General features: G+C 70.1%; 22 protein-coding genes. 3 read left to right on the top strand and 19 right to left on the bottom strand.

Annotated features, from left to right (window positions below):
* Window positions 1–40: 40 nt before the first annotated feature.
* From der to AC5Y2S_RS27905, 6 genes are read right to left on the bottom strand one after another with little or no spacing between them, the layout of a single operon-like run.
* On the bottom strand, window positions 41–1441 hold the full coding sequence (gene der, locus AC5Y2S_RS27930; RefSeq protein ID WP_499959785.1) for a ribosome biogenesis GTPase Der: 1401 nt from the start codon (window positions 1439–1441) through the stop codon (window positions 41–43).
* Window positions 1438–2109, bottom strand: coding sequence for a (d)CMP kinase (cmk, locus tag AC5Y2S_RS27925; RefSeq protein ID WP_499959784.1), 672 nt, complete (start codon window positions 2107–2109; stop codon window positions 1438–1440). Before cmk ends, der begins: the two co-directional genes overlap by 4 nt.
* A complete protein-coding gene (locus tag AC5Y2S_RS27920) occupies window positions 2106–2849 on the bottom strand; it encodes a pseudouridine synthase (RefSeq protein ID WP_499959783.1) in 744 nt (247 codons plus the stop codon). Before AC5Y2S_RS27920 ends, cmk begins: the two co-directional genes overlap by 4 nt.
* Entirely contained in the window at window positions 2849–3547 is a 699-nt protein-coding gene (gene scpB, locus AC5Y2S_RS27915) for an SMC-Scp complex subunit ScpB (protein WP_499959782.1), read from the bottom strand. The genes AC5Y2S_RS27920 and scpB overlap by 1 nt, the downstream gene beginning before the upstream one ends.
* Window positions 3544–4344: a segregation/condensation protein A gene (locus AC5Y2S_RS27910; RefSeq protein WP_499959781.1), complete on the bottom strand. Its 801-nt coding sequence runs from the start codon at window positions 4342–4344 to the stop codon at window positions 3544–3546. The genes scpB and AC5Y2S_RS27910 overlap by 4 nt, the downstream gene beginning before the upstream one ends.
* Window positions 4341–5204, bottom strand: coding sequence for a ParA family protein (locus tag AC5Y2S_RS27905; protein ID WP_499959780.1), 864 nt, complete (start codon window positions 5202–5204; stop codon window positions 4341–4343). Before AC5Y2S_RS27905 ends, AC5Y2S_RS27910 begins: the two co-directional genes overlap by 4 nt.
* Before the next feature lie 187 nt (window positions 5205–5391).
* Here AC5Y2S_RS27905 and AC5Y2S_RS27900 point away from each other — a divergent pair, with 187 nt between their 5' ends.
* The 3 genes from AC5Y2S_RS27900 to AC5Y2S_RS27890 are packed head-to-tail and all read left to right on the top strand — an operon-like array spanning window position 5392 to window position 9038.
* Window positions 5392–6144 carry an O-methyltransferase gene (locus AC5Y2S_RS27900; protein ID WP_499959779.1) on the top strand — a complete coding sequence of 251 codons (753 nt, stop codon included), beginning with the start codon at window positions 5392–5394 and terminating at the stop codon, window positions 6142–6144.
* A 45-nt stretch (window positions 6145–6189) separates the two neighbouring features.
* A complete protein-coding gene (locus AC5Y2S_RS27895) occupies window positions 6190–8178 on the top strand; it encodes a protein kinase domain-containing protein (RefSeq protein WP_499959778.1) in 1989 nt (662 codons plus the stop codon).
* A 2-nt stretch (window positions 8179–8180) separates the two neighbouring features.
* A complete protein-coding gene (locus AC5Y2S_RS27890; protein WP_499959843.1) occupies window positions 8181–9038 on the top strand; it encodes an alpha/beta fold hydrolase in 858 nt (285 codons plus the stop codon).
* Between the two features lie 31 nt (window positions 9039–9069).
* Here AC5Y2S_RS27890 and xerD read toward each other — a convergent pair whose 3' ends face one another.
* From xerD to tyrS, 13 genes are all read right to left on the bottom strand, one after another.
* The gene (gene xerD / locus AC5Y2S_RS27885) at window positions 9070–10008 is read right to left on the bottom strand and encodes a site-specific tyrosine recombinase XerD (RefSeq protein ID WP_499959777.1); all 939 of its coding nucleotides are present in this window, start codon (window positions 10006–10008) and stop codon (window positions 9070–9072) included.
* Entirely contained in the window at window positions 10005–10628 is a 624-nt protein-coding gene (locus AC5Y2S_RS27880; protein WP_499959776.1) for an NUDIX domain-containing protein, read from the bottom strand. Before AC5Y2S_RS27880 ends, xerD begins: the two co-directional genes overlap by 4 nt.
* Window positions 10621–12375 (bottom strand): CTP synthase, encoded by a 1755-nt coding sequence (pyrG, locus tag AC5Y2S_RS27875; protein WP_499959775.1) that lies wholly within the window; start codon window positions 12373–12375, stop codon window positions 10621–10623. Before pyrG ends, AC5Y2S_RS27880 begins: the two co-directional genes overlap by 8 nt.
* 109 nt (window positions 12376–12484) lie before the next feature.
* Window positions 12485–13429 (bottom strand): copper transporter, encoded by a 945-nt coding sequence (locus tag AC5Y2S_RS27870; protein ID WP_499959774.1) that lies wholly within the window; start codon window positions 13427–13429, stop codon window positions 12485–12487.
* Window positions 13430–13452: 23 nt separating this feature from the next.
* Window positions 13453–14634, bottom strand: coding sequence for a putative cytokinetic ring protein SteA (gene steA, locus AC5Y2S_RS27865; protein ID WP_499959773.1), 1182 nt, complete (start codon window positions 14632–14634; stop codon window positions 13453–13455).
* 185 nt (window positions 14635–14819) lie between these two features.
* Window positions 14820–16571 carry a DNA repair protein RecN gene (gene recN, locus AC5Y2S_RS27860; protein ID WP_499959772.1) on the bottom strand — a complete coding sequence of 584 codons (1752 nt, stop codon included), beginning with the start codon at window positions 16569–16571 and terminating at the stop codon, window positions 14820–14822.
* Between the two features lie 7 nt (window positions 16572–16578).
* On the bottom strand, window positions 16579–17499 hold the full coding sequence (locus tag AC5Y2S_RS27855) for an NAD kinase (protein ID WP_499906817.1): 921 nt from the start codon (window positions 17497–17499) through the stop codon (window positions 16579–16581).
* Window positions 17496–18305: a TlyA family RNA methyltransferase gene (locus tag AC5Y2S_RS27850; RefSeq protein WP_499959771.1), complete on the bottom strand. Its 810-nt coding sequence runs from the start codon at window positions 18303–18305 to the stop codon at window positions 17496–17498. Before AC5Y2S_RS27850 ends, AC5Y2S_RS27855 begins: the two co-directional genes overlap by 4 nt.
* Window positions 18306–18313: 8 nt before the next feature.
* Window positions 18314–18499: a hypothetical protein gene (locus AC5Y2S_RS27845; RefSeq protein ID WP_499959770.1), complete on the bottom strand. Its 186-nt coding sequence runs from the start codon at window positions 18497–18499 to the stop codon at window positions 18314–18316.
* Between the two features lie 12 nt (window positions 18500–18511).
* Window positions 18512–19510, bottom strand: coding sequence for an HAD-IIA family hydrolase (locus AC5Y2S_RS27840; RefSeq protein ID WP_499959767.1), 999 nt, complete (start codon window positions 19508–19510; stop codon window positions 18512–18514).
* Entirely contained in the window at window positions 19511–20302 is a 792-nt protein-coding gene (locus tag AC5Y2S_RS27835) for a tetratricopeptide repeat protein (protein WP_499959766.1), read from the bottom strand.
* A gap of 45 nt (window positions 20303–20347) precedes the next feature.
* Window positions 20348–20707, bottom strand: a complete 360-nt coding sequence (locus AC5Y2S_RS27830) for a DUF732 domain-containing protein (RefSeq protein ID WP_499959765.1) — start codon at window positions 20705–20707, stop codon at window positions 20348–20350.
* Between the two features lie 43 nt (window positions 20708–20750).
* The gene (gene tyrS, locus AC5Y2S_RS27825; protein ID WP_499959764.1) at window positions 20751–22025 is read right to left on the bottom strand and encodes a tyrosine--tRNA ligase; all 1275 of its coding nucleotides are present in this window, start codon (window positions 22023–22025) and stop codon (window positions 20751–20753) included.
* Between the last annotated feature and the right edge of the window lie 17 nt (window positions 22026–22042).

The following is a 22042-nucleotide window of genomic DNA, read 5'->3' as shown; positions in this document are numbered from 1 at the left end:
AGCCGTGAGTTCACACTCAAGGCGCCGGCCGGAGCGACGCTCAGCGCCGCTTGGCTCCCCGCTTCTCGCGCACCCGCACATTGATCCGGATCGGCGAACCCTCGAACCCGAACGTCTCGCGCAGCCGCCGTTCCAGGAAGCGCCGGTACCCGGCCTCGAGGAACCCGGTGGTGAACAGCACGAACGTCGGCGGGCGCGCGGTGGCCTGGGTGGCGAACAGGATCCGCGGCTGCTTTCCGCCACGCACCGGGGGCGGCGTGGCCGCCACGACCTCCTTGATCCAGGTGTTCAGCTGGCCGGTGGAGATCCGCTTGTCCCACGATTCCAGCGCGGTCTCCATCGCCGGCACCAGCTTCTGCACCGCGCGGCCCGTCTTGGCGGAGATGTTGACCCGCTGCGCCCAGCGCAGCTGCCCCAGCTCGCGGTCGATCTCGCGCTCCAGCAGGTCGCGGCGGTCCTCGTCGACCAGGTCCCACTTGTTGAAGGCCAGCACCAGCGCGCGCCCGGCCTCGATCACCATCGACAGGACCCGCTGGTCCTGTTCGGTCAGCGTCTCGGCGGCGTCGATCAGCACGACCACCACCTCGGCCGCGTCGATGGCCGAGTGCGTGCGCACCGAGGCGTAGAACTCGTGGCCGCTGGCCTGGCCGACCTTGCGCCGCAGCCCGGCGGTGTCGACGAACCGCCACACCTTGCCGCCTAATTCGATGAGCGAGTCGACCGGGTCCACCGTCGTGCCGGCGACGTCGTGCACCACCGAACGTTGGTCTCCCGCAAGCTTGTTCAGCAGCGAGCTCTTGCCCACGTTGGGCTTGCCGACCAGCGCCACGCGTCGGGGACCGCCGGTCGCCGGCGCCGCCTCGGACACCTCGGGCAGCTTGGCCAGCACCTCGTCGAGCAGATCGGCGACGCCGCGGCCGTGCATCGCGCTGATCGCGTGCGGCTCACCGAGGCCCAGCGACCACAACGCGGCGGCGTCGGCCTCGCCCCTCTCGCTGTCAACCTTGTTGGCGGCCAGGAAGACCGGCTTGCCCGAGCGCAGCAGGATGCGGGCGGCGGCCTCGTCGGCCGCGGTGGCGCCGACGGTTGCGTCGACCACCAGGATCACCGCGTCGGCGGTGCGCATGGCCACCGACGCCTGCTCGGCCACCAGCTGCTGCAGGCCCTTGGCGTCGGGCTCCCATCCCCCGGTGTCCTGCACGACGAACCGGCGCCCGGTCCACAGCGCGTCGTAGGACACGCGGTCGCGCGTCACGCCGGGGACGTCCTGCACAACCGCCTCGCGCCGCCCCAGGATCCGGTTGACCAGGGTCGACTTGCCGACGTTGGGGCGGCCCACCACGGCAACAACGGGTGCGGGTCCGGCCTCCTCGATATCCGAATGGTCGGAATCGGTGAGCTCCCAATCGCTTTCGTCGGACCAAGTGCCGTCGGACGTCATCGCACCGCCCCGCTCTTCTGCCGCACCAGCTCGAGCAGGTGGGCGATCACCTGCGCCTCGCTCATGTCGCTGGTGTCGACGACCACCGCATCAGGGGCCGCGCGCAGCGGCGACACCGCCCGGGTGGAGTCGAGGTGGTCGCGGCGGCGCACGTCGGCCAGCACGCCCTCGTAATCATCGGGGAGCCCCGACGCGACGTTTTGGTCGTTGCGCCGCTCGGCCCGCGTTTCGGCCGAGGCGGTGAGGAAGATCTTCACCGGCGCGTCGGGCAACACGACGGTGCCGATGTCGCGGCCCTCGACGACGACGCTGCCGGTCCCCTCCGCCAAGGCCCGCTGCAACCCCACCAGCCGGGCCCGAACGGCCGGCACCGCCGACACCGCTGAGACCGCCCGGGTCACCGCGTCACCGCGGATCTCCACCGAAACATCCTCTCCGGCAAGGAAGTAGTGCTCGTCGTCCACCGACAGCGGCACCGTCGAGGCGAGGGCGGCGACGGCGTCGGCATCATCCGGATCGACTCCGGCGCGCAGCACCGCCAGCGTCACGATCCGGTACATCGCCCCGGTGTCCAGGTAGCGGGCGCCCAGCTCTCGCGCCACACCCTTTGACACCGAAGACTTTCCGGTGCCCGCCGGGCCGTCGATGGCGACGACGACGCCCGTCATAGCCCGACCGCCGTATAGAGCGCACCGACCTCGTCGCGCCGCAACGCGCGGATGCTGCCCGGGCGCTGCTCGCCCAGCGTCACCGCGCCGATGTCGGTGCGCACCAGCGCCTCCACCGGGAAGCCGGCGGCCCCGAGCAGCCGGCGCACGATGCGGTTGCGCCCCTCGTGCAATGTCAAGCGCACCAACGTCTTACCGGGGATGGCATCGACCACCGCGAAGTCGTCGACGCGCGCCACGCCGTCGTCCAGCTCGATTCCGGCGCGCAGCCGCTTGCCCAGCCCGCGCGGCACCGTCCCCGCCACCGTCGCGAGGTAGGTCTTGGGCACCTCGTGCGAGGGATGCATCAACCGGTGTGCCAGCTCGCCGTCGTTGGTCAGCAGGATCAGCCCCTCGGTGTCGGCGTCCAACCGACCGACGTGAAAGAGGTTCTTGTTGCCCCGAACCCGGCGCTGAATCAGGTCGCCGATGCACGGCCGGCCGCGTTCGTCGGACATGGTCGAGTGCATGCCGCGCGGCTTGTTCAGCGCCAGGTACACCATCGAGTCGTCGACGACGACCCGGGCCCCGTCAACGCGGATCACCGAGGCGTCCGGGTCCACCCGCGTCCCGAGCTCGGTCACCACCTGCCCGTCCACCTCGACGCGGCCGTCGATAATCAGCTTCTCGGCCGCCCGTCGCGAGGCAATTCCGGCCTGGGACAAGACTTTCTGCAGCCGGACCCCTTCAGTTTCGGCCATCAATCCTTGTCCACATCGAAGGACAGCGACTGCTCGGAGGCCGAACCGCCCGCGAGTTTGATGAAACGTGGCTCGCTGTCCAGGGATTCGCTGAGGTCCTCGATCGTGTCGACGTCGGGCAGCAGCGGCGCGATGTCGGGGAGGTCGCCCAGCGACTCCAACCCCAGGCGCTCCAGGAACAGCTCGGTGGTGGCGAACGTCGTCGCGCCGGTGTCGTCGTCGACGCCGGCCTCGGTGATCAGGCCGCGGGCCAGCAGGGTGCGCATGACGGCGTCGACGTTGACGCCGCGCACCGCGCTGACCCGCGCGCGGGTCACGGGCTGGCGGTAGGCGACCACGGCCAGCGTCTCCAGCGCGGCGCGGGTGAGTTTGGAGCGCGCCCCGTCCAACAGCAGCTTCTCCACGTAGGGCGCATAGCGGGCGCGCGTGTACATCCGCCAGCCCTCGCTGCTCTGGCGCAGATCGATGCCGCTGTCGCGCTCGGCGAGTTCCCCGGACATCTGCTGCAACTTGGCCGCGATCCGGTAGACGGGCTGCCCGGTGGCCGCGCCCAGCGCCTCGACGGTGACCGGCGTGTCGACCACCAGCAACAGCGCCTCCAGCACGGAGCCGAGTTCATCGGCGTCCATCGGCGCCGCCTCGGCGATCTCGATCCCCAGATCGATTTCGGGCAGCTCTTCGGGCAACTCTTCAGTCATTCGTCACGCACTTCTGCCGGCCGTTCCCCGGTCCACGAAATTTGGAGCACGCCAAGCGGCTCTGACTGGTCGAATGCTACCGTCCGGCTCCGATACAGCTCGAGCAGCGCGAGGAAGCGCCCGACGACCTCGATCGGCGCCTCACAGTCGGCGACCAGCTCGGAAAACGTCGCCCAGTGGCCGCTGCCCCGGGCCTCGAGGATCTCCAGCAGCTTCTTGGCCTGCTCGGGAACCGAGACCGCCAGCTCGTGCAGGTGTCCGAGGGACACCGTCGGCACCGGCCGCGGGGTGAACGCGACCGCGGCGATCTGGGCGAACCGTTCGGCGTCGACGCCGATCATCACCTCCGGGAGCAACTCGGTGAACCGGTCCTCCAGCGAGACCGCGCGCGGATAGCTGCGCAGCGCGGCGGCCTCCAGCTCGGCGAACATCTCCGCGACGTGCTTGAACGCCCGGTACTGCAGCAGCCGGGCGAACAGCAGGTCGCGCACCTCCAGCAGCGCCAGGTCCTCTTCGTCGTCGATCTGCCCGGCCGGCAGCAGGCGCGCGGCCTTCAGGTCAAGCAGCGTCGCGGCGATCACCAGGAACGCGGTGGTCTCCTCCAGCCCCAGCTGGGACCCGATCTGTTTGGTGTAGGCGATGAAGTCGTCGGTGACTTGGTGCAGCGCGACCTCGGTGACATCGAGGCGATGGGCGAAGATCAGCTGCAGCAGCAGATCGAACGGCCCCTCGAAGTTCGTGAGGCGGACCTGGAAGCCGGTCTGGGGTGGCGCCTCACCGTTGGCGGTTGAGTTCACGCGCCGAATCGGTGGATGAACTCGCGGGCCAGCGAGCGGTAGGCGATGGCGCCGGCCGACCGGGGCGCCCAGGTTGTGATCGGTTCGCCCGCCACGCTGGTCTCCGGGAACCGGACGGTCCGGGTGATCACGGTGTCGAAGACGAGGTCCCCGAAGCGCTCCACGACGCGGGCCATCACCTCGCGCGCGTTGACCGTGCGCGGGTCGTAGCGGGTGAGCAGGATGCCGCTGATCTCCAGCTTCGGGTTGAGCCGGTCGCGCACCTTGTCGACGGTGTCGGTGAGCAGCGCGAGACCGCGCAGCGAAAAGTACTCGCACTCGGTGGGGATGACGACGCCGTCGGCGCAGGCGAGCCCGTTGACGGTGAGCAGGCCCAGCGACGGCTGGCAGTCGATCAGCACGTAGTCGTAGCGGTCCAGCACCGGATACAGCGCGCGGCCCAGGGTCTGCTCGCGGCCCACCTCGTTGACCAGCTGGATCTCGGCGGCCGACAGGTCGATGTTGCTGGGCACCAGGTCCATGTGGTTGATGCGGGTTTTGAGCAGCACGTCGTCGATCGACACCCGCGGTTCGACGAGCACGTTGTGGATGGTCTTCTCCAGCTCGTAGTGCGGCACGCCCAGGCCCGCGGACAGGGCACCCTGCGGGTCCATGTCCACCAGCAGCACGCGGCGGCCGTACTCGGCGAGCGCGGCGCCCAGGTTGATGGTCGACGTGGTCTTTCCGACGCCGCCCTTCTGGTTGCACATCGCGACGACCTTGGCCGGGCCGTGCGAGGTGCGCGGGGCCGGCTCGGGGATCGCCCGCGGCGGGCGTCCCGTCAAGCCGATCTCGACGCCGTTTTCCGGGTGCTCGGTCATCACGCCCGGCGTGTTCGGGAGGTGAACATCGCTCGAAAGTCTAACGGCTCCGCGCAGTTAAACCGGGCGCCGCGCTGGCGAGTCACCAGCCGATATGGGCGAAAATCGCTGGTAAAGCGCTCATCCGTAAGGGGAGTTAACTTCAGCCACACCAGCAACATTCGCGAGGTCGCTATCGTGGGTTCTCATGGACCTCAAGCGACGACTGCCCATCCTCCGGTGGTCGGTGTGGCGGATGGCGGCCGGCGTGCGCAACATCACCACGACGGGCCAGATCGGTGACGGCCGCGAGGCGGCCGCCGCCGAATACGTGCTGCGGAACGCCCGAGCCGGCGACATCGACGACGTGCTGGCCACCATGGACAAGTTCGCCTACGAGGAGTCGATGCTGATGAGCATCGGCGACGAGAAGGGGCTGCTGCTCGACGCGGCCGTGCGCCGTGCCGATCCCGCGCTGGCGCTGGAGCTGGGCACCTACTGCGGCTACGGCGCGCTGCGGATCGCCCGCGCCGCCCCCATGGCCAAGGTGTATTCCGTCGAACTCGCCGAGGCCAACGCCGCCAACGCCCGCCGGATCTGGGAGCACGCCGGCGTGGCCGACCGGGTGACCTGTGTCGTCGGCACCATCGGCGACGGCGGGCGCACCCTGGACGCGCTGGCGGGTGAGCACGGATTCGCCTCGGGCGCATTGGATTTCGTGTTTCTGGACCACGACAAGGACGCCTACCTGGGCGACCTGATGAGCATCGTCGAGCGGGGCTGGCTGCATCCGGGGACGATCGTGGTCGCCGACAACGTGCGGATCCCGGGGGCGCCGAAGTACCGCGAATATATGCGTCAGCAGCAGGGCAAGGGCTGGAACACCGTGGAGCACAAGACGCACGTCGAGTACCAGTCGCTGGTGTCCGACCTGGTGCTGGAGTCGGACTACCTGGGCTAGCGCGTTTTCCGGCGTCGGTGCTTGCCGCGCCGTTAGTCTGCTGTGGTGGACCGCGAGCCAGAGGTGGGCTCAGCGTTCGGCGACTTTGAGCTCGTCGAACTGCTTCACAGCGGGCCGCGGGCATGCGTCTACCGCGCCAAACATCCCTCGTTCGGGCCCGACATCGCGGTGAAGATCGTCGCCGCTGATGACGAGGCGTCGATAACAGCCGCCACGGCACTGAAAGTGCAGCATCCGGGCCTGATCAACATCTACGGGCAGGGGCGGGTGCATGATCGGGCGTGGCTGGCCATGCGCCTGATAACCGGCGTCGCGTTGCCGGCTTGGTGGGCACACACTCCGCCAACGCTGCGCGATGTCGCTTCCATCGTCCGCCAAACCGCATCAGCGCTAGATGCCATCCATGCGGCCGGCCTGACACACGGCGACGTCAAGCCGCACAACATCCTCGTCACCACTGCGGCGGCGCCCGATCGATTGCGGATCTACCTGATCGACCCCGTGCCACCCGACTCCGCGTACCTGACGCTGGACTACGCCGCACCGGAACGCCTCGGTCAGGCGCCGCCCACACCTGCGAGTGACCAATACTCCCTTGCCGCGGTGGCGTATGAGTGCCTGCTCGGTGTTCCCCCGTTCGCCGGCGAGACGGCCCAGGAGACCATCGCCGCTCATATGGTGTCCCGGCTTGAGCCGATTCCGGTGTCCGGGGCCGTGACCGATCCATTTCTGGCCAGGGCGCTCCACGTGGTTCTCAGTGCGGGGCTGGCCCAAAACCCGCTGCACCGTTACGCCTCCTGCTCGGGTTTCGCCGCGGCATTGAACGAGGCCATCAACGCGGCGGATATCCAGGCGCCGCCCGCCATCCCGGAGCCACGGGACGCCCACCCACGGTTTAGCACCACCGTTCGGCCGCCCTCGGCGTACGCTGCCTCCGGATGGGGGCTATCGGATCCGCCGCCGTCGGTCGCCATCGACGAGTCGCTCGACGAAGGGGTTTTTCGGTCGTCGAAGGTAGCTGCCGATCCGAGCTATCGCTGGGACGGCAAGGTCGTCACCCCGGGATTCGGCGGGCCGGAGCGCCCGGAGTGGGCCATGCTGACATCCGCCGGCGACGACTTGACCAGCGGTGAAGGGCTGCTCTACGTGCTCAGGATGACGTCGGGTGCGGTCGCCACCGGCGCTGATCATGTGGTGGAGACAGAGGACTTCGTCGACTGCTCGGTGTTCGCACCGCGCGAGATGTGTCCTGGCTCAAGCGCTTTGGTGCAGGTGTTTGTCCATCTGCCCGACTACGCGCACGACGTCGCGAAGATGGCGGAAGAGTTCGACGAACGCGCGGAACGCCGTGGAGTCCAGACGTTGGAGGTACCAATCGGCCGCGGCGAGGCGCTGGTCTTCGACCTGGCCATCCGCGGCATCGAGGTACCCGATCCGGTACAACAGCTGACCTGGCGCGGCAAGTCGGCCGCGGTGCAGTTCGAAGCCGTGGTACCGGAAACCATGCCGGTGGGGCAAACCACGGTCGGGACGCTGCGGGTAAGCCGGCATGGCATCCCAATCGGGCTGGTGCGGTTCGGTATTCGCATCGCCACAGGCGCCGCGGCCACTGTTCACGAACTGGTGGGCGACGAGGCCCGCCGGTTCACACGCGCTTTTGTGTCGTATTCGTCCGCCGATCGAGCGGAGGTGCTCGCGCGCCTGCAGGTATTGCGCGCGGCGAGCATCGACTACTTCCAGGACATCGATCTGGAACCCGGCCAGCGGTGGGAGAAGGAGCTGTACCGGCAGATCGACAACTGCGACCTGTTCCTCTTGTTTTGGTCGCAGGCGGCCAAGAACTCCACGTGGGTGCGGAAAGAAGTCGGATACACGCTCGCACTGGGCCCCAAGGCGCCGGAGATCCGGCCGGTGGTCATCGAGGGCCCACCCGTGCCGGAGCCGTGGGATGAGTTGTCGCATTTGCACTTCAACGACCGTCTACTGTCAATGTTGGCGGTCGCCACGCAGGGAAAGTCCGGACTCACCGGGTGACCATGGATGCCTTCGTGCCGGTGGGCTCCGGTGTGCTGGCGGTGCGCGACTACGGGGGCAAGGGGCCCCCGGTGCTGCTGCTGCACGGCGCCGGGCACAACCTCGAGGTTTGGCGCGACGTCGTCTCCGTGATTGCCGGGCGTCTGCGGATGGTGGCCGCGGACCTGCGAGGCCACGGCTGGTCCACCCTGGGTGCCCCATTCAGGCTGGCTGACCTAGCCGGCGACGTCAGAAGGCTCGCTGCTGCGACGCGCTTGAACGACCCCATTCTGGTGGGCCACTCACTGGGAGGCTGGGCCGCGCTCGCCGCGGCGGCAGGAGGGGCGCACGCGCGCGGCCTGGTGATCATCGAGGGTCCGGTCTTAGGAATGGACCAGCTGTTTGCAGCGTTGGAGCTGACCCCCGATGACGGTATGGGCGACCGAGATCGACTGGCCGCCACAGTCTTCCGTGGCGACGCGGCCGCGTGGGATAAACGGCTCCTCTTGGCAGGTCCGCCCGGCTCGGTCCGGCGCGCGGTCGCCGAGCGCGCCCGATTGCCCGACGGGGAGGGTAGCTTCTCGGCCCGTCCCGATCCGCAGACACTGATGTGCGCGCAGCGATGTCCGTGGCAGTTGGACCCAACCGCGGCCTACGGGAGCTTGCGGATCCCAACGCGAATCCTCCTCGGCGAGCAACCTGCCTATCGTGCAGATCCCGAGCGGTTCAACGCAGTTCGACGGGCAGCAGTTGAAGCGCTGCGACAAAATGAGCACATCCGGGTCGACTGGACGAAGGGCGGGCACAATCTACCGGTGAACTCCCCCCGCGAGGTGGCTGAGCTGATCCTGGCCGCCGCTAATCAACAGCCAACTCGATAAGGTCGATATCGCGTCTGATGCTGCGGGCAGGCTATTGGGCCCTCGGGTGCGCCCCGGCCCACACCTCGCGCAGCGCGTGCACGGTGACCAGCGTGTAGATCTGCGTTGTGGTCACCGAGGCGTGGCCCAGCAACTCCTGCACGACGCGGACGTCCGCGCCGCCCTCCAGCAGGTGGGTCGCGAAGGAATGCCGCAGCATGTGCGGCGACACACCCGAGGTGATGCCGGCGCGCTCGGCGGCGTCCTGCAGCACCTGCCACGCGCTCTGCCGCGAGAGCCGGCCGCCGCGGGCGTTGAGGAAGATGGCCGGCGTCCCGCGGCCGCGGCGCGCCAGGTCGGGGCGCCCGCGCACCAGGTAGGCGTCCAGCGCCTGCACGGCGGGGCGCCCGACGGGCACCAGCCGCTGCTTGCCGCCCTTGCCGCGCAGCAACACGGAGCGGGCCTCGGTGTCGATGTCGTCGACGTCGAGGCCGACGGCCTCGGAGATCCGAGATCCGGTGGAATACAACAACTCCAGCAGCGCGCGGTTGCGCAGCGCCAGCGGGCCGTCGCTCGGGCTGTCACCGCCGGCGCCCTCGAGCAGCGCCAGCACCTGGTCGATGGTCAGGCTCTTGGGCAGCCGACGGCCCGGGGTCGGCGGCCGCACGGCCCGCGCGACGTCCAGTTCGGCCAGCCCTTCGGCGGCCGCGAACCGGTGCAGGCCGCGCACCGCGATCAGCGCCCGCGCCGCCGACACCGCGGACAGCGCCGCCGTCCCGGCCTCGGGGTCGCCGCGGCGCAGCGAAACGAGGAACTCGCTGACGTCGTCCTCGCCAACCTTGGCCAGGTCGTGAATTCCGCGCTCGGACAGGTGCTTCGAATAGCGGCGCAGGTCGCGGCGATAGGAGGTGAGCGTGTTTTTCGCCACGCCCCGCTCGATGGTCAGGTGGTCGAGGTAGCCCTGCAGTTGGGTGTCCAGCGCCGCCGTCATTGCGCGGCCTTTCGCGCGGCGAACGCAGTCGGCTTGTCGATCCACGGGCAGTCCGGCGGGCGGGTCGGCATGCACTCGGTGGTGACGACGTGCGCCGCCAAAATCCCCGCCACCGCAATGGCGTTGACGATCTCGCCCCGAAGCACCTTGTCGACGACGTCTGCGAGCGGGTACCACCGCAGCGTCATGTCGGCCTCTTCGTCGTGCGCCTCAGGCGGGTCCACCTGGGTGAGCCCGGTGGCCAGATAGACGCGCACCGATTCGTCGCTGAAGCCGGGCGTGGAGTCGAGGTCGACCAGCACCCGCCAGGTGTCGGCCTTCAGGCCGGCCTCCTCGTGCAGTTCCCGGGCGGCGGTCAGCTGCGCCGGCTCCCCGCCGACGTCGAGCAGCCCGGCGGGCAGCTCCCACAGCCGCCGGCCGAACGCGTGCCGGTACTGATAGACCATCGGGACGTTGCCGTCGTCGTCCATCGCCACCACGGCCACGGCACCGAAGTGCTCGACGACTTCGCGGGTGACGAGCTTGCCGCCGGGCATCCGGACCTGATCGCGGCGCAGCGCGAAAATCCTTCCGGTGTGCAGCGTTTCGGATGACGCCGTCTCGAAGACGTGCTCAGCCACGAGCCGCGGGCTCGGGTAGCGGCCGCTGAACGCTGTCTCGATGCTGGGTGCCGTTGGGCGAGTGCTGCTCGGGGATCTCCACCGGGAGCTGCTCGCCCGCCTTGTAGTCGAGGGAGGCCTTGACGAACGCGACGAACAGCGGGTGCGGCCGGGTGGGCCGGCTCTTGAGCTCCGGGTGCGCCTGGGTGCCGACGATGAACGGGTGCACCTCGGGCGGGTATTCGACGAACTCGACGAGGTGGCCGTCGGGCGAGGTGCCCGAGAAGCGCAGGCCGCTCTCGGCGATCTTGTCGCGGTAGGCGTTGTTGACCTCGTAGCGGTGCCGGTGCCGCTCGGACACCTCCGTCGCGCCGTACGCCTGGGCCACAATCGAATCCGGCTCCAGCACGGCGGGATAAGCCCCGAGCCGCATGGTGCCGCCGAGGTCGGCGTTGCCGGCGACGATGTGCTCCTGGTCGGCCATCGTGGAAATCACGGGATCCGGTGTGCCCGGCTCGAATTCGGCCGAGTTGGCCTCCGTGAGGCCGGCCGAGCGCGCGGCCTCGATCACGATGCACTGCAGCCCGAGGCACAGCCCCAGCACCGGCAGCCCGCGCCCCCGGGCGTGCCGGATGGCGCCGATCTTGCCCTCGATGCCGCGGATGCCGAAACCACCGGGGATCAGCACCCCGTGCACGTCGGCCAGCGCGGCGGCGGCGTCATGGGGGTTCGCGCAGTCGTCCGAGGGCACCCACACCATCTCGACCTTGGCCTGGTGCTTGAACCCGCCGGCGCGCAGCGCCTCGGTGACCGACAGGTACGCGTCGGAAAGCTCGACGTACTTGCCCACCAACGCGATTCGCACCGTCTCGTGCGGCTCGTGCACCCGGCGCAGCAGGTCGTCCCACTCGGTCCAGTCGACGTCGCGGAACGGCAGGTTGAGCCGGCGCACCACGAACGCGTCGAGCTCCTCGCGGTGCAGCACCTTCGGGATGTCGTAGATCGACGGCGCGTCCGGGGTGGAGATGACGCCGTCGATGTCGACGTCACACGACAGGGCGATCTTGTTCTTCAGGGGCTCGGGGACGTCGCGGTCGCAGCGCAGGATCAGCGCGTCCGGGGTGATACCGATGCTGCGCAGCGCGGCCACCGAGTGCTGGGTGGGCTTGGTCTTGAGCTCGCCCGAGGGCGCCAGGTACGGCACCAGCGACACGTGCAGGAAGAACACGTTTTCCCTACCGAGGTCGTGGCGCACCTGCCGCGCCGCCTCCAGAAAGGGCTGCGACTCGATATCGCCCACGGTGCCGCCGATTTCGGTGATGACGACGTCCGGGCGATGCCCGTCGGCGTCCGGCTGCGCCATGGCCAGGATGCGCCGCTTGATCTCGTCGGTGATGTGCGGGATCACCTGGACGGTGTCACCGAGGTACTCGCCGCGGCGCTCCTTGGCGATGACGGTTGAATACACCTGCCCGGTGGTCACATTCGCCGACCCGGACAGGTCGCGATCCAGGAACCGCTCGTAGTGGCCCACGTCGAGGTCGGTCTCGGCGCCGTCCTCGGTGACGAACACCTCGCCGTGCTGGAACGGGTTCATGGTGCCCGGATCGACGTTGAGGTAGGGGTCGAGCTTTTGCATCGTGACGTGCAGCCCGCGCGCCGTCAGCAGCTGCCCCAGGCTGCTCGCGGTGAGCCCCTTGCCGAGCGAGGAAGCAACCCCACCGCTGACGAAGAGGTGCTTGGTGGCGGTTTGGGGGTGCTTGCGCACTGGCGACCTCCGTGAAGACGGGCAGGGCTTGGGTGTGTCTAGTTGGGCCTGCCGACCCACGGAAACCCACCCTAACATCCACGACGGTGTGTCGCGGGGAACACGCCCGCTACTGCGGCACCGTGATAGATGTGGCGCCGTGACCGGTGCCGTACTGGCCGACGTGGCCGCCGTTGATCAGATCGTGCAGGCCCAGGACCGTCGTGATCCGTCCCGGCGCGGCCTCGATGTCGTCGACGGTGCTGACCGCCGAGTTCATGCCGGCGTCGGCGCGGGCGACGGCGACCGCGGCGCCGCCGGTGGCCGAGCCGTCGCGGCCCGCCAAAAGGGTGCCCGAGCCGTGCGGCGCCAGCGCGGCGGAGAACCGGGCCACGCTGACGCCCTGATTGCCGGCGTCCTGGGGCAGCGCGCCGCCGGTGACGACCAGCGCGGCGTTGGCCGCGCCGAGGTGGTCGGCGGGCTGATAGGTGATGAAGCCGGTGTCGCGCAGCGACGCCAGCACGGTGTCGCGCTGGGGCTCGTCGATGGGCGGGGTGGCCGGGTTGGGGTTGGTCAGCAGGGCGATCCCGAGCAGGTCGCCGGCCTGCGAACCCTGGTCGACGAGCTTGGTGCTCAGCTGCTGCCCGGCCGGCAGGATCGACGAGTTCACCACCGTGCGCAGCTTCTCCGCGGAGTTGGCGTCGACGAACTCCTGGGTCAGCGAGACCGTTCCGGCGACGGTTCCGCCGGCCTGGCCGATGAATTTCGCGACCGCGGCGACGTCGTCGTCGCGGGCGTCCGGGGTGCGGAACAGCACCACCGACTTGCCGCCGAGCGCGTCGTGCACGATCCGGCGGGCCAGCTGGTTATCGAAATTGTTTGCCGCGGCGAGCTTTTCGTTCATCACGTTCTTTTGGTCGTTGAGCCCGCTGATCTGTGTGTACAGGTCGCGTTTCTCGTCACGCAGGCTGGACAGCAGGGTGTCGGACAGGAATCCGGACCCCAGCACCACGCCGACGGCCAGCGCCAGGAAGACCGCGGCCAGGGATAGAGCGTGTTGGCGTAACGAGATCATTTAACGCACCGTTCGTCGAAAAGCTAGGTGAGCAAGTGCTGCGTCCAGTTGATGAAGTGGTTCCAGTAGTGGGTGATCCAGTGCAGCACCACGCCGTCGGAGCGCGACACCCACAGCGCGACGATGACCGCGATCAGCATCGTCAGCGCCAGCAGCGCGATGGCGCCCCCGGAAATGTGGTTGCGGTACAAGGTCGCAACGGCCTTGGCGTCGACCACCTTCTCCCCCACCCGAAGCCGGGTCAAAAACGTCGACGGGTTGCTCTGGGTGCGGTTGCGGTCGAAGAACGTCTCGATGTTCGCGGTGTGACCGGCCGTCACCAGCAACGCGGCGCCGTGGTGATCGGCCAGCAGCAGCGCCAGGTCGACCGCGGACCCGGCGGCCGGGAAGGTCATCGCCCCGACGCCGAGGTCCTGGATCCGCTCCAGGCCGGGCGCATGGCCGTCGGCGTCGGCGGGCAGCACGACTTGGGCGCCGCACTTGAGGGTGTCGGTGCTGATCTGCTCGGGATCGCCGACGATGATCTGCGGGCGATAACCGTTCTTGCGCAACACATCCGCGCCCGTGCCGACGCCGATGAGCACCGGCTGGTATTCCTTGATGAACGGCTTGAGGGAGCGCAGCTCGTCCTCGGCGCTGGGCTCGTCGGCCACGATCAGCACGTGCCGCCGGCGCAGGTCGACGTCGATGTCGGGGATGCCGATGCCGTCGATCAGCAGCGGGCTCTCGCTCTTGATGAACTCGATCGTGTTGCCGGCGAACGCCTCCAGGTGGGCGGCCAGGCCGCTCTTGGCCTCGCGCATCAGGTCGGCGATGTCGTGGTCGGTGCGCTCGGTGCCGCGGACCAGCCGGCGGTCACCGGAATACACGCCACCCTCGTAGAGCCGAATCTTGGCGCCGTCCTTGACCTTCTTGAAGACGTCGGGCCCCGTCTCGTCGATAAGGGTGACGCCGTTGTTGACCAACACCTCCGGGCCGAGGTTCGGGTAGCGGCCGGACACCGACGGCGACGCGTTGACGACGGCGGCGATGTCGGCCTCCACCAACGCGTCCGCGGTGATGCGGTCCAGATCCAGGATGTCGAGCACCACGATGTCGCCGGGACACACCCTGCGCAGCAGGCGGTCGATGTTCCGGTCGACCCGGGCGGTGCCGGTGAGGCCCGGCCGGGACGTGTTACGCGAAAGCAGGCCTGACATCTTCATGGGGGCGATTCTGTCCGCGAAGACAGGGTGAGGCGAGGAGGCGCGCCGTAACATTAGCCTCATAAGTTATCTAGCGTCACATTGGTAACAGCCTCACAACGGGTTGGTCGCGCCGAGCGTCCGCAGTTGTACGGGCTTTGCGGCGTGTCGGCGTACAAACACGGACACTCGCGGGGAGGCCGCCCTCAGTCCTGCTCGTTCTGGGCGGTCTCGAGCAGTTCGCGGGCGTGCGCGCGGGCGCTGGCGGAGTCGCCCAGGCCCGCGAGCATCCGCGCCAGCTCGGCCACCCGGTCGTCGCCGCTGGCCCGGCGCACCACGCTGGTGCCCTTGGGTCCGGCGCCGTGCACCACCAGGTGCACGTCGGCGTACGCGGCGACCTGCGGCAGGTGCGTGACCACGATGACCTGGTGCGTGCGCGCCAGCCGCGCCAGCCGGCGCCCGATCTGCACCGCGGCCCGCCCGCCGACGCCGGCGTCCACCTCGTCGAACACCATGGTGGTGCCGGCCGCCGAGGCGGCGAGGACCACCTCCAGGGCCAGCATCACCCGGGACAATTCGCCGCCCGACGCGCTCTTGGCCAGCGGCAGCACCGTCATGCCGCGGTGCGCGGCGAAGCCGAACTCGACCTGGTCGATGCCGTCGCCGCCGGCGCGGGCCGCCTCGCCCGACGCCAGGATCAGGGTGGCGGGATCGTCCGGGTCGGTCGCGACGTCGGTGGCCACGTCGATGGTGAATTCGGCGTCGGCCATCGCCAGCCCGGACAGCTCCGCGGTCACCGCCTTGGCCAGCCGTTTGGCGGCTTTGCGCCGAACCTTGCTGAGATCGACTGCGGCGTCGGCCAATTCGCGCGCCAGCTCGTCGACGCGGCGTGCCAGCGCGGTGATGGCCTCTTCGGAGACGTCGAGTTGCGCCAGCCGTTCGCGCGATTCGCGCGCCCACCGCAGCACCCCGTCGATATCGGCGGCGTACTTGCGGGTGAGCGTGCGCAGTTGGGCCTGCCGGGCGAGTTTGGATTCCAGCGCGCTGGCGTCGACCGGCAGCTCTTCGAGGAAGCCGCCGAGTTCGTGGGCCGCATCGTCAACGACCGTCAGCGCCTGGGCGATCTGGCCGGCCAACGCCCGCAGCGTCGCGTCGTCCGTGGATTCGAGTGCGGCCCTTGCCTTTCCGAGGCTGTCGATCGCGCCCTGGCCGAGACCGTCGCCGTCGTCGGCCGACAGCGCGGCGCGCGCCGTGGCGGCGGCCTCACGCAGCGTGTCCAGTTCGGACAGCCGCAGGACGTCGGCGACCAGCGCATCGTCTTCCCCGGGTTGCGGGTCGACGGTGTCGATCTCGTTCAGCGCGAACTGCAACCGGTCGGCCTCCTGCGCGAGCTCGCGGGCCCGCTCGCGGCGGTCGATGAGGTCGCGGCGCGCCGTCAGCCAGGCCTCGCGCCGCTTGCGGTACCGCTCCAGCGGCGGACCGGCCTCCGCGAAGCGGTCCAGCGCGCCGCGCTGTTCCTCGGGCCGCATCAGGCGCAGCTGGTCGTTCTGCCCGTGCAGGGTGAGCAGTCCGGTGGTGAAATCGCCCAGCGACTTGGCGGGCACGCTGCGCCCGCCGAGCGAGGCGCGCGACGGTCCGTCGCGGCTGACCGAGCGCAATGCGATCACGCTGCCGTCCTCGTCGCGCTCGGCGCCCAGGTCTTCCAGGATCGCGTCCAGCTGCGCCGCCGTCTCGTCGTCGAGATCGGTTGTGCTGAAACGGCCTTCGACGATGGCGCGGTCGGCACCGGACCGGACCCGGTTCGGGTCGGCGCGGCCCCCGCCGAGCAGGTGCAGCCCGGTCACCACCATCGTCTTGCCGGTGCCGGTCTCGCCGGTCAGCACCGTCAGGCCGCGGTCGAATTCCCCGACCGCGGCGCTGATGGCACCCAGCGACTCGATGCGTATCTCGGTGAGCACCCGGTCATTACTTTCCGCGCCAACCGGTCACCGGCAACCGGAACTTGCGCACCAAGCGGTCGGTGAACGGCGCGCTGTCCAGCCGCGCCCACTTGACCGGGGTGTCGCAGCGGGTCACCTCGATCCGGCTGCCGGCCGGGATCCGCATTTCGCGGCGGCCGTCGCAAAACACCAGGGCGTCGTGCCCGTCGGCCTCGGTCTCGATCGCGATGGTGGCCTCGGGGCTGGTGACCATGGGCCGGCCGAACAGCGCATGAGCGTTGTTGGGCACCACCAGGATTGCCTCCAGGTCGGGCCACAGCACCGGCCCGCCTGCCGAGAACGCGTAGGCGGTGGAGCCAGTCGGCGTCGACACCAACACGCCATCGCAGCCGAACGCGGACACCGGGCGGCCGTCGACCTCGACGACCACGCCGAGCACGCCCAACCGGGGACCCTTTTCCAGGCTGACCTCGTTGAGCGCCCACCCGTGTTCGACGTGACCCTTGTGCAGCACCGCGACGTCCAGCGTCAGGCGGTTCTCCACCCGGTAGTCGCGGCCGATCACGTGTTCCAGCACCCGGTCGATGGCCTCGGCTTCGGCCTCGGCGAGGAAGCCGATGCGGCCCAAGTTGACCCCCAGTACCGGAATCCCGGCGTTGCGGGCCAATTCGGCCGCGCGCAGGAAGGTGCCGTCGCCGCCGAGGACCAGCACCAGTTCGCAGCCCTCGGCCGCCGACGGCTCGGCGTCGACGACCTCGATTTCGACGCCCATGGCCCGCATGTCGTCGGGGGCCAGGTGCAGCGGTCCCCGGTCGACCGCCTCGGCGGACAGCACCCGCAGCCCAACGCCGTTGTCGCCCAACACCTTCTGTACGCGGCGGGCGGTCTCGGTCGCTTCCTCGCGGCCGGTGTGCACCACCAGCAGCACCGTGCGCTCAACGGTCATTGCGGGCCCTCGTCCACCGCGCGCCACACCGCGTCCACCAGCCCATCAGCAGATAGCCCCCGATCGGTCTCGGCGCGCAACCAAAGGAAGTATTCGACATTGCCCGACGGGCCCGGCAGCGGGCTCGCGGTGACGTCGACGGTCTGCCAGCCCAGTTCCCCGGCCCGTCGCGCGACGGCCAGCACCGCGTCGGCCCGCAAGCCGGGGTCGCGAACGACCCCGCCCGCGCCGACCTGGCCCTTGCCCACCTCAAACTGCGGCTTCACCATGGGAACGATATCCGCGCTGGGCCAAGCGCATCCAATCAGCGCGGGCAACACGCTGGCCAGCGAGATGAACGAGAGGTCGGCCACCACCAGGTCGACCGGCCCGCCGATGACCTCCGGCGTCAATTCGCGGGCGTTGGTGCGCTCGACGACGATCACCCGGGAATCGCAGCGCAGCGACCAGGCCAGCTGGCCGTAGCCGACGTCCGCGGCCACCACCTCGGCCGCCCCTCGATCCAGCAGTACCTCGGTGAACCCGCCCGTCGACGCGCCGGCGTCCAGGCAGCGGCGGCCCGCGACGGGAATGCCGAAGGCGTCCAGGGCGCCGATGAGCTTGTGCGCCCCGCGCGACACCCAGCCGCGCTCGCCCTCTCCGGCGACGGTCAGGGCCGCGGTGACGTCGACGGCGGTGCCGGGCTTGCGCGCGGGCATGCCGTCGATGCTCACCTTGCCGGCGCCGATCAACTCCGCGGCCTGCTGGCGGGATCGGGCGAGCCCGCGGCGGACGAGCTCGGAGTCAACGCGGGCACGTCGTGCCACGGCCGCACTCAGCCCCTCTCCGCCGACTCCAGGGCGGCCAGCAGCACGTCGTGCGCCTCGGAGAGGCGGCGCGCTATCTCTTCGAGCTCGGCGAGCGACGGCTCGCGTTCGGAGTTCTCCGGATCCCCGATATCGGACAGCTGGGCCACCAGGGCGTCTATTTCAGCGCGAAGCTGATCGGGATCGATATTCATCGAGTCCCTACGCTAGTCCAGGGACCAGCGCCGCAGCGCGTCCCGGGAGCGCGCGTCGGCGGCTTCGATGCGCACGGCCCCAGCGTCCGGGGCGCCCCACACCGCGTGCGCGACGGCGCGCACGATCGACAGCCCGTCCCCCTCGTCGGCGCCGTTGGCGCTGACCGTCACCGCCTGCTCCCCGACCTCGACGTGCCAGCCCTGCTGCGGCCCCACCGCGAGCAGGTCGCCGTCGGAGTGCAGCGAGCGCAGGTCGTGGGCGATGTAGGTGGGCCGGCGGGCCGGGTCGGCGAACACCGCGTCGCGGGCGGTGTTGACCCCGGTGAGCACCATCAGGCTGGGCAGGTTGGCGGCGTTGGCGCCCTCGATGTCGGTGTCCAGCCGGTCGCCGACGACCAGCGGCGCCCGGAAGTCGCCGCGGGCCACCGCGTCCTGCAGCAGCCGCGGCGCGGGCTTGCCGGCGACGCGCGGTTCGGCGCCGGTGGCGGCCCGCAGCGCGGCCACGAACGAGCCATTGCCGGGCAGCAGGCCCCGCTCGGTGGGCAGGGTGGGGTCGACGTTGGCCGCCACCCACACCGCGCCGGCCCGGATGGCCAGGGCCGCCTCGGCCAGGTCCGGCCAGCCGATGGTGGTGGACAGGCCCTGCACAACGGCGACGGGCTCGTCGTCATAGCGGCGCACCGGGCGCAGCCCGACGGCGGCGATCTCGTTGGCCAGCGCGTCGGTGCCCACGATCAGCACCCGGCACTCGGGCGCCAACTGGTCGGCCAGCAGCTTCGCCGCGCTCTGAGCGCTGGTCACGACGTCGGTCCCACTGGCGGTGAAGCCGAGCTCGCGCAGGTGCAGCGCCACCTCGTCGGCGCTGCGGGAGGCGTTGTTGGTCACGTAGAGCTTGCGGCTGTTGACCTTGTCCAGCGACTGGACCGCGCCCTCGGTGGGCTGGGCGCCGCGGAAGACGGTCCCATCCAGGTCGACGAGCAAGCAATCATATTGCTGCGCAATGGTTTTCATCTAAGCAAGCTCGCCGACGCGCTCTTCGGCGTCGGTGACGCCTTCGATGTCCGCGGCCGCCGAGCGCAGGAACCATTCCAGCGCCTCGGCGTTGCGGCCGAGCGCCAGCAGCGTGTCGGCGTAGGCGTAAAACAGCCGCGCCGCCGTCGAGCCGCTGCGGCTCGTGTCCAGCTGCGGCGTGGACAGCACGGTCAGCGCCTGCTCCAGCTGCCCGAGATCGGCGCGCGCGCCGGCGGCGACGATGCGCAACTCGTCGGCGTCGTCGCCGGACAGCTGGGCCGCCTCCTCGCCGCGCGCCAATTCGATCGCCCGCTCCGGACGGCCAAGCCCGCGTTCGCAATCGGCGATCAGCGCGAGCAACGGCGACTTGCTGCCCATCCTGCGCGCGGCGCGCAGTTCGGCAATCGCCTGGGCCCAGTCCCCGCAGTGGTAGGCGGCGATTCCGACGGCCTCGCGGACCGCGGCGATCCTGCTGGCCCGGGCCCGCGCCGCGCGGGCGTGTTTCAACGCGGCCTCGGGGTCCTCGTCGAGCAGCTCGCCGGCGGCGACCAGGTGGCGCGCCACCGCGTCAGCCGTGGCGCGGTCCAGCGTGCTCAGTTCGCCGCGGATGTCGGGCGCCAGCTGCTTGGCATCCACCCCGGGCGGTATCGGGGGGCCGTCCTGTGCGCCGCGGTCCTCTTTGTCCGCGGTGCGCGGCTGCGCCGGTCGAGCGCGGCCGGGACCCGACCAGGAACCCGGGCGTTCCGTGCGCGGTCCCCGCCTACCGCCGCGCCCCTGCCTGTCGTCGACCACGCTGCACAGGATACGGGCGGCCGTCGAGCGCGCGGTGACGGCCGTTTAGGCCGGCGGCCGGTCCGTCAGCAGCGGCGCCAGCACCGCCGGGCAATAGGTCGCGATCGCGACGATGGTGAACACGCCCGCCGCGTCGTGGGACATTCCGTGTCCGTCGCCGACCGTGGCGATCACCGAGTCGAACGAGCCGCCTGGTTGCACGAGCATCGGGCAGACCGACTTGCCGAGCGCCGTCGCGCTGTCCGGCTGCGAAACCGGGACGCCGGCGTTCGCGAGGGCCCGCAAGAACGCGTTGCCCATCCAGTCGGCGTGCACGGGAGCGGCCAGCGCCGCGGTCAATCCGGCCAGGCCCGCGCCCACCCCCACCGCTCGCAGCACCCGCGTCGCCCTAGTCACCGTGACCACCCTGGTCAGCCGAGGTCACGTCGGCGACACGACACGATAACGACTAGGCGACGCGTTCGATGCCGGCGACGTTGCGTTTGCCACGCCGCAGCACCAGCCACCGGCCGTGCAGGAAGTCCGACGGCTGGGGCGCCCACTCCTCGCTCTCGACGCGGACGTTGTTCACCGACACGCCACCCTCGCCGATCGTGCGGCGCGCGGCCCCCTTGCTGGCCGACAGGCCGCTGGCCACCAGCAGGTCGACGATCCCGTCGGGACTGCCGGGCTTGAGCTCGGCGACCGACGTCTCGCGCAGCGCGGCGGCCAGGGTCGCCTCGTCCAACCGGTCGAGTTCGCCCTGCCCGAACAGCGCCCGGCTGGCGTGCTCGACCGCCTCGGTGGCCGCCTCGCCGTGCACCAGCACGGTCAGCTCGCGGGCCAGCCGGCGCTGGGCGGCGCGCTGCTGCGGCCGCTCGGCCGTCGCCGCTTCCAGCTCGGCCAGCTCGTCGGCGGACAGAAAGGTGAACCAGCGCAGGTAGCGGATCACGTCCGCGTCGGCGGTGTTGATGAAGTACTGGTACCAGGCGTACGGGCTGGTCATCTCGGGGTCCAGCCACAGGCTGCCGCCGCCGGTGGACTTGCCGAACTTGGTGCCGTCGGCGGCCGTCACCAGCGGGACCGTCAGCGCATGCACCGTCGCGCCGAGCTTCTGGCGGACCAGGCGCACGCCGGCGATGATGTTGCCCCACTGATCCGAGCCGCCGATCTGCAGCGTGCAGCCGTGCCGCTGGTGCAGTTCGACGTAGTCGTTGGCCTGCAACAGCATGTAGCTGAACTCGGTGTAGGAGATGCCTTCACCGTCGAGGCGCCGCCGGATGGTGTCGCGGTCCAGCATCACGTTGACCGAAAAGTGTTTGCCGACGTCGCGCAGGAACTCGATGGCCGACAGGCCCTGGGTCCAGTCCAGGTTGTTGACGACGACGGCGCCGGTCGGCGAGGTGTCGAAGTCGACGAAGCGTTCCAGCTGCCCGCGGATGCGCTCGGTCCACGCGGCGACGGTGTCGGCCTCGTTGAGGCTGCGCTCGCCGACGTCGCGCGGGTCGCCGATCATGCCGGTGGCGCCGCCGGCGAGCACGATCGGCCGGTGCCCGGCGCGCTGGAAGCGGCGCAGCGCCAGCAGCGGCACCAGGTGCCCGGCGTGCAGGCTCGCCGCGGTCGGGTCGAAGCCGGCGTAGACCGTCATCGGCCCGCGCTGCGCTTCGGCGGCCAGCGCGTCGAGGTCGGTGGATTGCGCGATCAGGCCGCGCCAGCCCAGCTCGTCAAGGATCCCGGAAGACATCGCGCACGACTTTAGTC

The organism is Mycobacterium sp. NGS69, from assembly GCF_059812165.1.
The sequence above is the reverse complement of the archived record's forward strand: the minus strand, read 5'-3'. Positions and strand labels throughout refer to the sequence as shown.